13 protein-coding genes are annotated in these 15,776 nt (G+C 37.7%); 5 read left to right on the top strand and 8 right to left on the bottom strand.

Annotated elements, in window-relative coordinates; translation table 11 throughout:
* Window positions 1-91 precede the first annotated feature (91 nt).
* A complete protein-coding gene (locus KI375_RS21065; protein WP_212975377.1) occupies window positions 92-982 on the top strand; it encodes an ABC transporter ATP-binding protein in 891 nt (296 codons plus the stop codon).
* Entirely contained in the window at window positions 983-2,587 is a 1,605-nt protein-coding gene (locus KI375_RS21060) for an ABC transporter permease (RefSeq protein WP_212975376.1), read from the top strand.
* A 196-nt stretch (window positions 2,588-2,783) separates the two neighbouring features.
* On the opposite strand, the gene KI375_RS21055 is transcribed toward KI375_RS21060, so the two are convergent.
* Window positions 2,784-2,924 carry a hypothetical protein gene (locus tag KI375_RS21055; RefSeq protein ID WP_212975375.1) on the bottom strand — a complete coding sequence of 47 codons (141 nt, stop codon included), beginning with the start codon at window positions 2,922-2,924 and terminating at the stop codon, window positions 2,784-2,786.
* Window positions 2,925-3,322: 398 nt separating this feature from the next.
* Complete coding sequence (locus tag KI375_RS21050; protein WP_212975374.1) at window positions 3,323-3,874, bottom strand: HdeD family acid-resistance protein; 552 nt, start codon at window positions 3,872-3,874, stop codon at window positions 3,323-3,325.
* 273 nt (window positions 3,875-4,147) lie between these two features.
* Between KI375_RS21050 and KI375_RS21045 the strand changes: the two genes are divergently transcribed.
* The gene (locus KI375_RS21045; protein WP_306419850.1) at window positions 4,148-4,612 is read left to right on the top strand and encodes an SRPBCC domain-containing protein; all 465 of its coding nucleotides are present in this window, start codon (window positions 4,148-4,150) and stop codon (window positions 4,610-4,612) included.
* Window positions 4,613-5,381: 769 nt separating this feature from the next.
* Here KI375_RS21045 and KI375_RS21040 read toward each other — a convergent pair.
* From KI375_RS21040 to KI375_RS21025, 4 genes are all read right to left on the bottom strand, one after another.
* Complete coding sequence (locus KI375_RS21040; RefSeq protein ID WP_212975373.1) at window positions 5,382-6,965, bottom strand: SagB family peptide dehydrogenase; 1,584 nt, start codon at window positions 6,963-6,965, stop codon at window positions 5,382-5,384.
* Between the two features lie 21 nt (window positions 6,966-6,986).
* The gene (locus KI375_RS21035; protein WP_212975372.1) at window positions 6,987-8,927 is read right to left on the bottom strand and encodes a TOMM precursor leader peptide-binding protein; all 1,941 of its coding nucleotides are present in this window, start codon (window positions 8,925-8,927) and stop codon (window positions 6,987-6,989) included.
* A complete protein-coding gene (locus KI375_RS21030; protein ID WP_212975371.1) occupies window positions 8,927-10,879 on the bottom strand; it encodes a putative thiazole-containing bacteriocin maturation protein in 1,953 nt (650 codons plus the stop codon). The genes KI375_RS21035 and KI375_RS21030 overlap by 1 nt, the downstream gene beginning before the upstream one ends.
* Window positions 10,880-11,136: 257 nt before the next feature.
* Window positions 11,137-11,364 carry a heterocycloanthracin/sonorensin family bacteriocin gene (locus KI375_RS21025; protein ID WP_207450706.1) on the bottom strand — a complete coding sequence of 76 codons (228 nt, stop codon included), beginning with the start codon at window positions 11,362-11,364 and terminating at the stop codon, window positions 11,137-11,139.
* Between the two features lie 811 nt (window positions 11,365-12,175).
* Here KI375_RS21025 and KI375_RS21020 point away from each other — a divergent pair.
* Together KI375_RS21020 and KI375_RS21015 are read left to right on the top strand one after the other, a co-directional pair.
* Entirely contained in the window at window positions 12,176-12,703 is a 528-nt protein-coding gene (locus tag KI375_RS21020) for a hypothetical protein (protein ID WP_212975370.1), read from the top strand.
* Between the two features lie 726 nt (window positions 12,704-13,429).
* Window positions 13,430-14,215 carry a polysaccharide deacetylase family protein gene (locus KI375_RS21015; protein ID WP_212975369.1) on the top strand — a complete coding sequence of 262 codons (786 nt, stop codon included), beginning with the start codon at window positions 13,430-13,432 and terminating at the stop codon, window positions 14,213-14,215.
* Between the two features lie 270 nt (window positions 14,216-14,485).
* Here KI375_RS21015 and KI375_RS21010 read toward each other — a convergent pair whose 3' ends face one another.
* Both KI375_RS21010 and KI375_RS21005 read right to left on the bottom strand, forming a co-directional pair.
* Entirely contained in the window at window positions 14,486-14,650 is a 165-nt protein-coding gene (locus KI375_RS21010) for a hypothetical protein (protein WP_212975368.1), read from the bottom strand.
* A gap of 378 nt (window positions 14,651-15,028) precedes the next feature.
* Complete coding sequence (locus tag KI375_RS21005) at window positions 15,029-15,442, bottom strand: MerR family transcriptional regulator (protein WP_212975367.1); 414 nt, start codon at window positions 15,440-15,442, stop codon at window positions 15,029-15,031.
* Window positions 15,443-15,776: the final 334 nt, after the last annotated feature.

Raw genomic sequence — 15,776 nt, 5'->3', positions numbered from 1 at the left:
CAAAACAATTGACAGGATGGGAAGACTAATCTAATCTGTTTTGTATAATATATATTATTTTACTACAAAATATACAAAAAAGGAGTTTAAGATGAATATTATAGAAACTCAAAACTTAACAAAATCATTTGGTTCGTTTATGGCGTTAAAAAATGTGAATCTCATCGTCAAAAAAGGAGAAGTTCATGGATTCATTGGTCCGAATGGAGCTGGAAAATCTACTACTATTCGAATACTGTTAGGTTTATTGCGAAAGAGTTCCGGCACGATTTCTTTATTAGGAGGTAACCCGTGGGATAATGCCGTTAGTCTGCATTCAAACCTTGTATATGTCCCAGGGGATGTGAGCTTGTGGCCAGACCTAACGGGTGGAGAAATAATTGATTTTCTTGGACGTTTACATGGAAAGCAAAACTTAAAAAAGAGAAACGAGTTGGTTAAGAAGTTTCAGCTTGATTTGCCAAAAAAAGCATCAACTTATTCTAAAGGGAATCGTCAGAAGGTTGCTTTGATTGCTGCTCTTTCATGCGATGTAGACCTTTATTTATTCGATGAACCCACCTCAGGATTAGATCCGTTGATGGAAGCTACTTTTCAAGAATGTGTAGCTGAAATAAAATCAGAAGGAAAAACAATTCTTCTCTCCAGCCATATTCTTTCTGAAGTGGAAGCACTCTGTGACCGGGTAAGTATCATCAGACAGGGATCAATAGTTGAAACCGGTACATTAGAAGAATTGAGACATCTGACCAGAACAACCATAAGTATAGCTACACAAGATACCATTCCGAATTTAGACCAAATAGAAGGTGTATACGATATTTCTTATAACAATCATCAATATCGTTTTTCAGTGGATTCTTCTGCAATAAATAACGTTATGAAGGTATTGGCTTCTATCAATATTCAGTCTTTCACAGCTGAACCGCCCAGCTTAGAAGATTTATTTATGCGGCATTATGATGTTAAGGAGGAATTTTAGTTGACTAATAAATACTTTGCTGGAACAAAAACATTGATTTCCGTATATCTTAGAAGGGATCGTTTTCTTCTTCCTATTTGGATATTACTGCCACTATTTATATTGGTTGGACATGCTTTTTCCTTTCTCTCACTGACTAGTAATCTGGAAATAACCTCTGTAATCACTGAATTAAATCAAGATCGTTTAGTCTCTGCGGTACATGGGCCAATTATGTCTATGGATATTGTTGGAGCAACATTGTGGAGAGCTATAAATCCGATTACTTTATTGATTGGCGTTAGCGTAATTCTTACTATTATTCGACATACGAGAACAGACGAAGAAAACGGACGGACTGAACTTATTAATTCTTTGACACTTGGCAAATATGCTAACTTAACTGCGACATCTTGCATGGTAATTTTAGCAACTTTTTTATCCAGTGTTTTAATGAGTATTGCCATGATGGAACTTGGGGCCTCTTTTAAAGAAATTAGTATTTTCGGTGCTACTTTATTTGTTGCAGGTATGTTTTACACAGGCATCGGATTGTTAGCTTGTCAATTAAGGGATAGTAGTTCTGCTGCACGAAATATAGGAATCACTATTTTGGGGTTAAGTCTAATAATCAATATATTGAATAACTTTGGTGGAAGTGATCTGTTTCTTAAATGGTTTTCCCCCATTTCCTGGACTAGGATTACTTCTCCGTTTGCTAATAAAAATGCTCTTGGTTTACTTCCCTTGTTTGTGATTTCTCTCCTCCCTATTATTCTGGCTTATTCCCTTTCTACTAAAAGAGACATTGGCGGTGCTATTTTAGGGAGAGTGGCTGGTCCTGCTAGGGCTACTCCTTCTTTTAAAAACCCTCTTGCATTAGCTTGGAAGCTTCATAGGGGAATGTTTACAGGATGGCTAGTTGCTGTCACTCTCTATATTGGAGCATTTGCAGCTATTTCTCCTAGCATCTCGGGGCAAATCAGTTCCCTATTTGCAGAAATTGGAGGAAATAATTGGATGGAGGATATGCCAATAGGTTTATTGTTTGTCAGCATCGGTATTTACATTATGGCACTTTTTATTGGGGTATATGCTTTGCTTGCATTGAATGGATTGAAGAAAGAAGAAACAGATGGACGCAACGAAATTATCTTAGATAAAAAAGTAAATAGAAAATCCTATATGTTTAGCTTCATTCTTATCGCATTAGTTGGCTCAGCACTTCTGCTTATTCTATTGGGAGTCATTGGGGCCATTATATATAGCGCTGTTGCAGGCAGTTGGGGAAGTGAATTTTGGCAAATTTTGATAATGGGGATTTCTAAAATTCCAGCAGTATGGACACTTATCGGGGTATTCAGTCTGCTATATGGTTTCTTTCCAAAAATAACTGCTCTTAGTTGGGGGCTATGGGGACTGTTTGGTTTGCTGGAAGTGGCTTGGGAAAGTGGCCTTGTTGGCTGGGAAATTATGCAGTTTTCCCCTTTTGCATTTTCACATTATACGATTCAAGTGGAGAATCTGTCTATTGGAGCATTGAGTGTTAATTTACTACTTGCTATTGTTAGTATCTATTTTGGTATTCTTGCTTATCTAAAACGAGATGTTATGACAAAACCTTAATAAAAATCATGACAAAGACAATAATCTCGGAAAAGACCTTACCAAAGTAATAATGCCTTATTTCTACCTTTACATACTAAGAAATGAGGCTTTTTAATACTATCCTGCCATTAAAAAATCAAAATCATAATAGTCTACTCCGTTTATTACTCCCCTTTCAACTATAGACTCCAAAAGCTTTTTTCTGACATCTAGTTCAATCTGAATTTAATTCTTCCTTGTCACCAAGGTTGTGTATACCGCTTATACTTTTGTCTGTATTAGTGACCTGGTCAAAATTATTATCCATGTAAACATTGATCGAATCATTTCTCCCTTCCAAACTACTTTGTACCATATACAGCCTCCTCACAAAATCACACCCAAAAAGTATTAATTGACTTTTCTACTTATAGCTGAATATCATTTTATTTGAGAAATCCCCTTCTATCTATTTTTTGATCAATGGCTAAGGAGCTGTCCAATAAGTCTTCAGCAACAGAAAAAGAAGGGAGTAATGAAATTATCCCTCCCTTCTTTTTCAAACGCTAAGAAAATCGCCAAAAACGTCGACACTCCTGTAGGAATAGTATCATAACCAAGAAGTTATATATTCATTACTACAGGCTATAGAAAATGAGGAATGAAAAAATAGTACAGTAGCTGCAAAAATCAATATAAATACAAGCACTGAAAATGTCAAAATCTAAATAAATATATTCTGTAAAAAATATTGTGTTTTTTAGAATCTATTTGTCAGGATTTCTGTCTATCTATTGTTTTCACTTTTTCTCTATTTTGAAAATGTCCAACAATTTCAGAGATACCTATACATGTCAAGATAATTCCAAAAGCTTGAAATAATATTAATGTACTTTGGAAAGGGTTAAAAACAAGGACAGCTCCTCCTACCATGAGCAGGATACAAAAAATAGTCCAGCCAGTACTCTTTATATTCAACGCTACAATCAGTTGCATTAATCCATTGATAATAACTGCTAAACCTAGTAAAAATGGCAAAATTGAGAATAGAGTTGGCGCAAAATAAAGGAAGATGGCAGCCAATACAATCAAGATAATACCATTTGCTAAACCTATATCATAAGTACCGGTCTGCTGTTTAAATTTGTAGCTTTGGTATATTTTGATAACACCTAATAAGGTTAGATATCCAGCAATCAAATAACCGATAAAATGAAGAAAGTCATTTGGATTAATAAAAATAGCTGCTCCAATGAATATAAATATAACAGCTCGGAGAATCGCATGGCGTCGAAAGTTTTCTTTGAAATCCTTGATTTTGCTCATTTAATATTACCTCCTTTTATATCTTTTTTATTATTTTAATGTAAAAATCGCTTTTTTACTATAAAAAGACAAGATCACCATAAATAAGATAATCAGCTGGGATGGTCTCTGCTAGCGGATCATTCGTATTTTCTTCCTTTAAATATTAAATAGAATATAAACTTTTATTCAATATTTTACTGAAATCAAAGATATTAGCAATCGAAAAGAAATCTGGAAATTCACTATATGCTACATTCAAAAATGACCAAAAATTTAGAAGGAGTGGTTATTGTGAGTAATAGAAGAACAGATTCTGCTTCAAAAGTAATTAATTCATCTATGCAAACTATTTATCGGGCCTTCCTGAATCCAGATTCAATGATTTCGTGGCTTCCTCCACAGGGAATGACAGGCTATATCGACAAATTTGATCCTGTGGAGGGAGGATTTTTTAGGATTATTCTTACCTATGAAGGGGCTACCTCTATACATGGTAAAACATCAGAAAACACAGATGCCATACAAGGCAAGTTTTTAGAACTGGTCCCGGATAAACGAATTGTGCAATCGATCATATTTGTTTCGGATGATCCGGCCTTTTCAGGTGAGATGATCCAAAGCTGGGTACTGGAGCCTGTTTCGAATGGTACAAAGGTTACGGTTGTTTGTGAGAATGTTCCGGAAGGTGTGAGGAAGGAAGACCATGATGTTGGTTTAAACTCCACATTGGAAAATCTCGCTGCCTTTACTGAATGATCAACTTGCTTCATTATTGTTTTCTTAAATTTTTTTTAATATGTTTCTGTATATTTACTAACGTATCTCTATTTAGATGAAATAAGGCCATGTTAAGGTAAAGGAGGAAGTACGCGTATGTGATCAGATTCAAGTCTACTACACATACGCCGGAGAGATCGTTTCGGAAGATTTTATCAAAGCTTAGTGAAGTTTAGAATGACACGATACCTAGTAGAAAGTATATCTCGATGGATTTACGTAATAGTGATAGAATGATCGCCAACTCACAGGGGGTGGCGGAATCCGGGATATCAGCTGAATGGGCCGACTTGTCTTTTACCTCAAGCATATTACAAAACGTCAGAGGTTCTAATCAATAGTACTTGATACTATAGGAACTCAAATAATCTGTTTTTCCGACGTTTCCTCACGTAAATCACCTCCGACCTGTGCTACGACTAAATAGCGCGCATTGATCAGAAAAAGAGCGTAGTGTTTTTATACACATACGCTCTTTAACGTTGGTATACCACGATTTTCTAGTACCGGTGCTGGAGTCGAAACGTTCCGTCTAAACCCCGGTGTAGCAATTTTCTCAAAAGCGTCTCTACCAAATAATTTAGCTTCTATATGATCATAACGTTACTTTATAATGTAATGCTAACGTAAACGAAAGCTGTTCTTTCTGGAAATTCAACATGATCTTCTCAGTTTATACAAGAAAACAGATTAGAAAGGAGGACGCATGGTTCAAAAAAACAAAAGTTCCATACTCCCCTCGTCACTCTTAGCTTTGCAAACTCCCTTTTAACCAAGCACGCGGACGATATGGACCTACCGGAATTTGGATTAAACAGGTTTTACCTTTTAAGTCAATCCTATAAAGTTGATCACTGTTGTTCGCATCAAATCCGAGCAGTGGGTGTCCTCCCATCCCTAAAGCACACGAAAGCAAAAGCAGTCGTTGCACAAGAATACCCGCCTCCATCTGTTGAATACGATATCCCCTATATCCCAACTCCTCTTTGAAATAATCTTTTTCTCCAACAACATGTAAACAAAGTGGAGCTTGATACAGATTCACATTGGGCATGGTTAATCCATCCTGTAATAACTCCCGATAGTCTCCTTTGTCTATAGCTCGAAGGGTGTGAGTGTTACTGTCATACGAGTAGACACCATTCGGAACCCCTTCTGCGTTATAAAAGCTGCCATATAAAGACATACGACTCTCAATAGTCCCAGACGACTCGTCAAGATCATTCTGATACGAAAAGGAAAACGTCTCTTTTAACAAAGTAGATAGTTGCGTTTGACTCAGCTTCCCGATTATAAAGTCGATATCAGGTGAATGCCTCTCCCTACAAACGGATGCGAGATCGTACGAAAAACCTTCCATAAAAGGAAGCAAGATCATTTCCGTACCTAACGAACGTTCCGCACTATGATTATTTTTTAGCCTCACAAATGACTTTGTTGTTTCAAACATCGATGCTTCATTCATTTTGTTCAACAGCGGGTAAGGAATGACTCTTTTTGAACGATTATAGGAAATATGCTTTAATAATGGCAATTCCTCACATAATTTAATAGCTGAAGCAATTTCACTTTTGTTTATTTCTTTGTCTGCATAATGGGGAGATTCATCGGTAGATAATGAAATAGCCGCATAGACACTTTCATCCCGTTCAGACAAACCAAGTAAATGATTGATCGCCCGGTCAAGAAATTGATAGCACACTCTTGAAGAAAATCCCATCCGATTGGCCACTTCTAACGATTGCCCAATCAGGACACCTGCATCTAATCCTTGGAGTCTATAAGAAAAATTATTATATTTATAGAAGTTCTTCCAAAAGACCGTCGAAATAAAAATGGTACAAAAATAATCAGAAGTATTATCGCCATTTTTTAGACTTCTGGCTAAGTAGAAATCGTAATCTCCTTCTCGCACCAATACAAGGCGGTGATGTGCCACATCATAATGGTAAACACCTTGTGGAGTTTCTTCAAAATTTAAATATGCATATATTTCATTAGGATAAAGTGCCCCTCCCGAAGGAACAAACCGACGCATCGATTGCATAAAGCTTACATCTTTTTCATTCAATCCATCGTTTAATGCGGATTGAGAATATTGAGTAATTCCGTAAACATACCATAAGAAATGGCCAAGCTCCACTAAGCTCGGCTTTCGATGTGCTTCTCTTTTATCAAGTATTAAAGGGACATCCCCGATAAGCGGAACTACTGGTAAGTCGCGATACAGTTTATAGGGGAGCGGTGCATCTTCCCAATCCACTTGCCAATCCGACGGAGTAACCTTTTCCGTGTTAAAATGTAGATCGTATAGAAATGTTTCTAGATCCATCCTAAGCCTCCTATTCTACCATTATGGGAACGGATGGGGATTTGCGTTTAGCTGATCATATGTTAACGGTGCCTTCGTAAATCCAAGTTCCATCGGTACCGTGAGTACCCTCTTTAGCCCTTTCACCCTAGTAAGATGATGGCCGAATGTCATTGGTAACATTCCGGGAATCAATACTTTTACACAGAATAACTCGTTCCGGCTGGTGACAGGTGTTGTCTGATCAACTACAATGACTTCAAGGTTTAGCTGCTGGAATTTCTGGAGAATATTTTGTAGATCATCCTTCAAATCAATATTTGCTTGTGGCTGCTTAAATTCCTCAGCAAACGTACGTAATGAGCGATTGTCATTTAATAAGAAATTCAATCGTTCCTCTGCTTCTGGCAGACCGTAAAGGAGACCATGGTCTTCCATTGTACGAACGGTAAATGGATCTCGTAGCATGCCTTCATACTTTTCGCGGTTTTCCTCTAGTTTTTCGTCTTGCCTAGCCATCGTTCCTGCAAGCTCATAGATCGTGCTTTTCACAGCACTAATAGGATCAGGGTTAGCTGCGGCTGCGCAAATAAGGTTTAAACCATTTGATCCTCTGTTTTTTGCCACCCCAAAAACGCTCGGAATCCCATGTTCCATCGTTGAATTATAAAAATAAAGGTCATATCCTGTCACTTCATATAACCGGTCTACCATCTGCTGTAGTTCTTTGTCATGAGCGGATCGAAGATTAAGACGCGGAAGAGGAAGCTGAGCATACCAGGTCAATAAGAATGAGTCCCTTTCAACAACCTCCATAATCCCATGAAAAATAGCTTCTTCTATACTTCCTCCCAGGGCACATCCATTTGAAGTTTCATAAACAAATCCCTCTCCATGACCCAAGCTATAATAAGCAAGTAGCTCAGGAACTAAAATAGGTCGTTCAGATAAAAACGAGTAGCCCCAGACCCAATTCATTATCCGATCAGGATGAAATGGCTTAAACGGAAAATGAGTTTTTTCATATTGTTCCTTTTCATGTAAACCTACACGTATAGGATTTAGTGCGTGCTTCTCTAATTGACGATAACTATTACGAACCACCGTCCGCTTTCCGCGGGGCCTGATTCCGCAATATCTCTCCAAACCTTCCAAAATGGCAGTTTGTTCACTCATCTCATAGGAATTAGACCTTCCTGCCACTCCTTCATCCGCCCCAAACAACGGCATGTTAACTACTACATCCGCAAAAGGCAATGTGAAGTCATGTACTTTCCCATTCATAATACCAGTACGTTCATCGAGATAATCTTCGGCTAACACTGCTTTTAATTCATCGATCGGACGGCAGCGATAATCATCCTCGCTTATTTTTAGACAAGATGTCAACTTGATTTGAGCTCGTTCAGCTGTATCATCAGGTATTTGACTACATATTTGACACAATGGATCAGGGAGGATAAGGTGAGTGGAGTTCGTTAATGTTTTCAGATTCGTAATGAAAATCCTCTCTTCCAAGTTACTTGGTATTCCCTGAAGAAACTTCTGAACTTCATTGCATATTAAACTTGCCATATGCGAGAATCCTGTTCGTGATGCCCAAGCCTCCTGCCATGGGCTTGCTTGTGCCGCCATTCTCATCTGAAACTTCCACATCTCTTGACTATCAGCTCCAGCTATTATGCGCCGCATGTCCGCACAGTGAAAACATCCTGGTATATCAGGGCGTTTAAGCGGACCAATGATTCCCTCACCAAACGAAGCAAACCCCCGAATCCATGGGATACGTACGGATTCGAGTCTTTTTTCTACTCGTCGATGAACAGATGGATGCCAGGCATCATGCAAGACGAGGGCTAGTTTTGTATCTTCAGGGACATCTCCTACAATGCTTTGGTGCTTGACGCTGAAGCTTTCTGACAATTGATCGTAGACAAAGTCAGCCAATAACCCCTGCCCGATAATTAGAATATGAGTAGTCATTAAGACTCACCCTCTCGTATCTGCACACCAAACACCCCGGCCATTTCCTCTTTCATAAAAGGTTCAAATGTAAAGTCATAAACGAATAACCGTTTGCCGTTTTGTTTTAAAGTCTGAATAGCAGATTGCAATAGCTGCAATTGTGTCACTTCATCACAAGAAGGGATTTCAAGTTTGGTTTCCGTTTTATGAATAAAAACTACTGGGTCGATTTCTTTCCTTATTTTAGAGTTCCCCTGGTCTTGAGTATCCAATAGTGCTTGTTTCAATGCATTTCTCATACCTAATGTAGTATTTAAACCTACGCTAGAATACCAGCGTCCATTCGATCTTACTCCTATCACGGGAAAGCCTAACAGATGTTCCTGCAAACCGATTGTCGGTGAATCGTTTAAGCTAGTTAGGGCATTAAAATAATATTTGCATTGCTTATCTTTAATGAATTCCAATGGCATATAAATCGTATTCAGCTGATCACTCTTTCTCTTTGCCAATTCTTCATTCAAATAAACTTGTACCCCACGGCAAACAGCCTCTTCAATTGTTTCTCCTGCACCGATGCCGGTAAATCCCTCAGTCATGTTCGGACTAACCTGATTATTCCTGTCTTTGAACTCCAAAGAATCGACTATTTGTGTAACATACATTTCAATCCCAGTCAGACCCGCTTCCCTTTTTGCCTCCTCATGTGTTATACCTGTACAAACAACTTTGGGTAATAGTTCTGCCGGTCCCTCAGCTAGCGGATTAACCGCCTGAACATAACATTGTGCGAGTGGAAGCTGTGACAAGTTTTGTTCCGCCCACGCATGGAAAATCCCCGTCTTTCCAGAAGTTAATTGACTGAAATATTCTAAAAGATCAATCGGTTGTTGACCTCTGACCGTTTCCTGTTCGATCCTTCCATCAAGATCTTCAACAAATTGGGGAGTAAAACTTCTTGATGTAGCTAACGGATGCGTGATAAATGCTAACCATTCTCCTTCTAGGGTTTCAAGATCAAGACGATAAATTTGGCTGCTTTGATTGGAATCAGCAATTCCGGTTACATTCTTAAACATTTCAAATACAGCAACATTTGCCAAAACGGCTCCCGTTGTTGATGAAAATGGCTGAGACTGGTGTTCTGTTTGCAATGCAGATCGATGGAATCTGCGCCACGCGGACTCCCAACACCCCTCCGATTCCGGATGACATAATGGACCGGAGAGTCCTACTTTTTGGAAGCATATGGCAGGAATAAACGACTTTCCCTCCTCTTTACAAACGAAGTTAAGTTTCCTTAATTCATTTACATCTCCGGACTGTGAAACGTATAAAATACAATCATAGGGTTGCACTGCCTCTTTCCAAAATTCTTCACCTGTCCCTTTTTGAAAGGGTACCTCCACTATCTCAGCATCAGGCTCGAACGTTCTAACATGTTGAACCAATTCATCTAACCGTTGCTTGCTTGTATGGACTGGATCCATCATCATGACATTTACTTTAGGTAACCCTGACTCAATTAATGCTGAAACTAATGAAACTAGAAAGGGACCAGAGCCAGCAGCAAGAACTTTAGATTGACGGTATTGTTGAAAACGATACGCTCCGGATTCCACAAAATTCTCTATAAATTCCACTTGTGAAGCATATTTTTCAAGGACGGAACGATCTAATTGATGAGGGATATCTTTGCTAACATCCCGAACAAAACCATTCTTGTACAACGTTTCTCCAATTTCATAAACTCTGTCACGATACGGCGGCGTTAGCCCCTGTGTTAAATCTTCTAATGTTTTCTCGCCATCAAACATCGGTATCAATTTTTCAATCCATTGATAAATCGTATCCCCTTCCATTCGGAAAGAATTTAAATTATTTCGGAAATATACACCCCCCTTTGACTCTGGGAGAAAAAATGTATCCCTCTTCACCTTTAGACGGGTGGATGAATTAAGCTTTAACATTTATTCCCTCCTTATTCCTAATTGTGACGAATCCCTCATCATCATTTTATGTACTCGTGGCTGTCCACTATGATAAAGAATAAAAGTGAAATTGTTCATTTAGTGGTCTACGATAAAGCAGCAGATCTTGACTTATGTAGTAGGAGGTGCAAAGTTTGTTGCTGAGCTAGATAGAGGTAAAAGGAAATTCCCTGCACCAACACTATGCTAATGCAGGGTTGATTTCTTTTTATAAAACTAGCATTTCATGATTTGACCTAAATGAAAAACCCAAAACAACCAAAGCAGCCAAAGCAACCGCCACAGCGAACACCGCCACAACGAAAACCACCACAGCGATAGCATCCGCCGCAACCGCCACAACGACCACAAAGTCTACTGTCAGCCTGTACTGGATATTGATTCATATGATCCATAGGAACTAATTCACCAACATGATAGTTATCCATCCCTAATGTTTGCAAATCATTTTGATAATACTGCATTTGTACCTCCCCTTTACATTTAATAGCTTTGATAAACTGGCAACAAGTAAGCCGATTGCTGGCTTCTTGCATATGAATATTTCTACTCTCTTCAACACAATATGATACTTTTAGGTGGTTGTTACTGATGTAAAAGCCTATTTCCATGGTGTTTAATTCATAATGAAAAAACAGTGACTTCTCGATAAAGTGAAACTTCATTCAGTGGTTTTTTTCCATCCCCACTGAATGTTAAGGATCAAAAGCTAAATTCGCAATATCCCGTTGGCAGACTCAAAACGCGACGTCCTGTCGCTTCGTCTGCAGAACTAGTTTGCTACGCCCTTTGTAACCTGCGTCCTGCAGGCTTGAACCAATCAGGTATTTACTTGCAGTTGTCCCCCCTTCTCGTTTTTACCTCAAATTCTTAAAGTAGGGGGTCTTACTGCCAGTTAATTCAGGATAAAGTTTTATTGAATCATCATCATTTGACTAAGCATCCTTTCAACATTTCAAGACCCTCAAACCAAATGGGTTCAAGAGCCTTGAAATATTGAAATATAAAAGATCAGAAACTATGATTTCACGCCTTACGCATGTAAGGCCGTACTCCTTAAAAATTCGGTTAACGACTTGATTTTTATTATTCATGAATCTCCAATGGAAGTAACTCTGCTATAATCCCGCTTATGAGGAACATTTATAAATATGTATTTTTACAACGCTTCTCCCACTGATTAACGAGGATCAAAGGGTAATATCCACCCTTTACAAATGCTCTATAAGAAGATAAGTTAATACTAAGGTCCGAACTAAGTGAGGGATGAGATTCATGTTAAAAAGGATGGGTTTATTTCTATCCATGATAATACTAGTAGGGATTATGGCAAGTTGCAGTCAGAAGACGAATTATGCAATAAATGAACCCTTTATTATTGTGACCTATTCGCCAGCTGGACCGGATGATTTTAGGAACATGTTTTCACATAACTACTCCATCTATGAAAACGGTAAACTTTTTTTATATACGGAGCCAGGAAAAAGATTAAGAATTGGTGACAATGCTCCAGTATATGAAACCGAACTAAGCAAAAAGGAAGTAAATCAGGTAAAGACGCTGATTGAGCAAAATAAATTTTGGAAGTTTAAAGAAGATTTAAGCGTAGATTCTGAAGATGGTGCTTTTCTTTACATGACAGTGAATTTAACAAATGAATCCAAGAAAGTTGGTGGATTGAATCCAAATGACCTTAAATTTAAGGAATTGACGGATCATGTCATTGATTTGGTCAATGATACAGAGTATGAATTCTGGAAAAAAGAGATAACAAATCATATTTATAAAATGAATCCTGAATAACACTCCCCGTGCAAACATGGAATTCGCTGTTTCTACCAATCATAATAGAGATTCTGGTTTTCGTAAAAATATATCGCGATAATTTTTTGAAAGGTCAGGTTTATAGTACAAACCACCCTTTTCGAAAAAACTTGCTATTAGAAATTGACTGCCATAAAACAAAAAGACAAATTGAGATGAGGATGTATTCCATGAATCTTTTTAAATTACGTTTGTATATTGAGGTTTTAGCAATATCTACCGGGATCGTACTTTTAGTGTGCATACTTCCCATTCAGGCTTTTGCAGAAGGTAAAATAAGACCCCTAACCATCGTATGTGGTTCAATCCTTTGGTTTACCATTATCTTTCGAAATGAAACATTTCATTTTCTCATAAATAAATGGTTCAAACGCTGATTTTGAAACTTACTCAATGCTGACTGTAAACATATTACGTTTGTCTTGCCACATATCTGGCTGGTTTTCCTAAGCAATAAGTTAGATTGGTGTCTCAATTCCCCTTCAGCAAGAACTTCTAAATTTGTAGAATCTAATTTATATTGCATTCACGACGATAAGTCTCCTTCATCCAGCATCTTCCTTTTTCGTTAAAATCAAGTACTTCCTCAATCCTTTTTACATAAAAACATTTGACCACAAATCATATATTACACTACATATTTTGCGTTTTACTACAAACCATAAGATTGTGTAAACCTTAAAATACAAGGGGGTATTTTAGTCAATGAAACATCTGTGGATGTTGGCGTGTCTATTTCTTTGCTTCAGTCCTCTTTCTCTAAAAGGGAAGATGTCAGCAAACCTTACTTTTATGCTAGACAACGCACAAGTCGTTTCTAACATAGATCCTCCATCTGATTTATCGAAACTGAAAAATAAATATAAAAGCACCTTTTTAATGAAGGGACCTGAGTCGAAACGGGAAGTTGCCTTAACTTTTGACGATGCCCCAGATGAAACTTTCACACCTATCATATTAGATATTTTAAAACAAAAGGACGTTAAAGCCACCTTTTTTCTTGTAGGATATCGCATTGAAAAATATCCCGACGTGGTAAAGCGGATTGTGCAAGAAGGGCATGCAATAGGAAATCATTCATATAACCACCCTGATTTTTTAACCCTCAGTAATACAGATTTTTGGAATCAGATAGGTAGAACCGATGAATTAATCGAATCATATACCGGCTTTAAACCAACAATTGTTAGACCGCCATACGGAAATATCAATGATAAACAGCTGGAATGGCTTGCTTCACATAAAAGAATAGTTGTGAATTGGAATGTGGACTCTTTAGACTGGAAGGGATTGGATGCAGAACAGGTAACAAACAATATCCTTTTAAATGTGACCCCGGGATCCATCATTTTACAACATTCTGGCACAGGTGATGGCGGGGATTTATCGGGCACAATTCGTGCATTACCAATAATCATTGATAAGCTGAAAGAAGACGATTATAAATTGGTCACGGTTCAGGAATTGTTAGAAGTTTCCTCCAAGCAGTGATGAATATGTTTTGGACAATAAGACAAACTCTACTAGCTATACGTGTGCAAATCTGCAGAAAGCACTCCTAAAACCTTGACATCACACTTTTAAAGGTGGGATTCCTCTGTAGACAGTTCGGCGTTCCTTCTATATAAGAAGGGACATGTTGAAGAAATATTATACAGGGGCGGTTTGTACAGTATGGCTAGCACGGTGATTATTTGGTCTTTATCTTTGTAGGAACTTTTGATTGCATTGGTGCCATTCCCAATTTGATTACGAAAGGACCTATACAGTCAACGTAACTTGCATAGCTAACATCAATCGCCTTATCATCCAACAAATATGTTCGACTGATTTAATCATTTCTTCCTTTGTACAGCCAATTCTCACTTTTGCTTCTAAGCCAACATGGCAGGGAGCAGTCGCAAATACTTCTTCTCTCGTATACATAACTTCTGCACCCTTCCACCAACAGCCTATTAACTACAAGCCATCCAAAAGAAAATTCTGGACAGCTTGCTTTTTTTGAATTGCTTAATCTTTATTTTTTAGATAGTGAGATCAAGACAAATAAATATGACGGATTGGATACAAAGGAATCATTATTTTTATTACCACACACTCAGAGTTAGCACCAATTTAAGAGTCACGGTAGGCATGATTTGATCTTGCCCTTTTAACATACAAATAAAATTACTCTCATCACAAAAATCAGCTTCAAATCTTAAAAGAAATCACTCAAAAGGTGTAGCCAATCATTCGTCCGCTTCTGGAAATTCATTGCTAGAATTTTGAACACCCCCAACTGATTTCCTTAGCAAGCTTTTTTTACGAAAATAATAGGAGTAAAGTTTGGGCTAAAGTTAATCCTGTTGGAGAAATATTGCGTGTAACAGTAGCTCTTTGTTTGTCATTTAAATTTTCAAGAATGGGTTTCATTTCATTTAATTCCGTCTCAAGATGCTGCATAATGCCAGCAAGTTGATCAAAGTGTTTTTCTAGCTTGCACGCGTCAATATCACTTGATGAATTGATTAATCCAATAGAATTTTTTATCTTATCCAACGGCATATTCAATTGTTTATAATGCTCAACTAATTCCAGCGCTTGAATCGCTTCTTCCCCATACATTCTATAATTGGACTCTGTTCTTTTTGGTTTCAGTATACCTATCCGGGTATAGTAATCGATTGTTCTTTTTGAAACTTTCGCTAATTTTGCCAATTCACCTATTTGATACAACTTCCCAAGGTACTCACTCCATTCCCTTATAATTCATTAAAATCTTACTTAAACTATACAATAAATGATCTAATTATTATATCAAATCAAGCAAGTATACACCATAACGTTGGACTGTACGCTTATCATATTCTTATGATATATTAATTATACAAGATTATGTAGGGGGGATGATTCATGTAAAGTCGTTACTTCAAATAGATCCAGTTGTAACAAGTGAATTTTCCCTTCGAAATCTCGAATGGTTCAGCACTTGAAAAACATAAGGGTATCAATCGGTTGTTTAAAACAGATTGCAAAATTATTTTAAAAATTCGGAGGTGAAACCCCAGTT

The sequence above is a fragment of the Bacillus sp. J14TS2 genome, from assembly GCF_018333015.1.
Taxonomy (GTDB): Bacteria; Bacillota; Bacilli; order Bacillales; family Bacillaceae_C; genus Lederbergia.
This window is presented reverse-complemented; position numbering and strand designations above follow the sequence as displayed.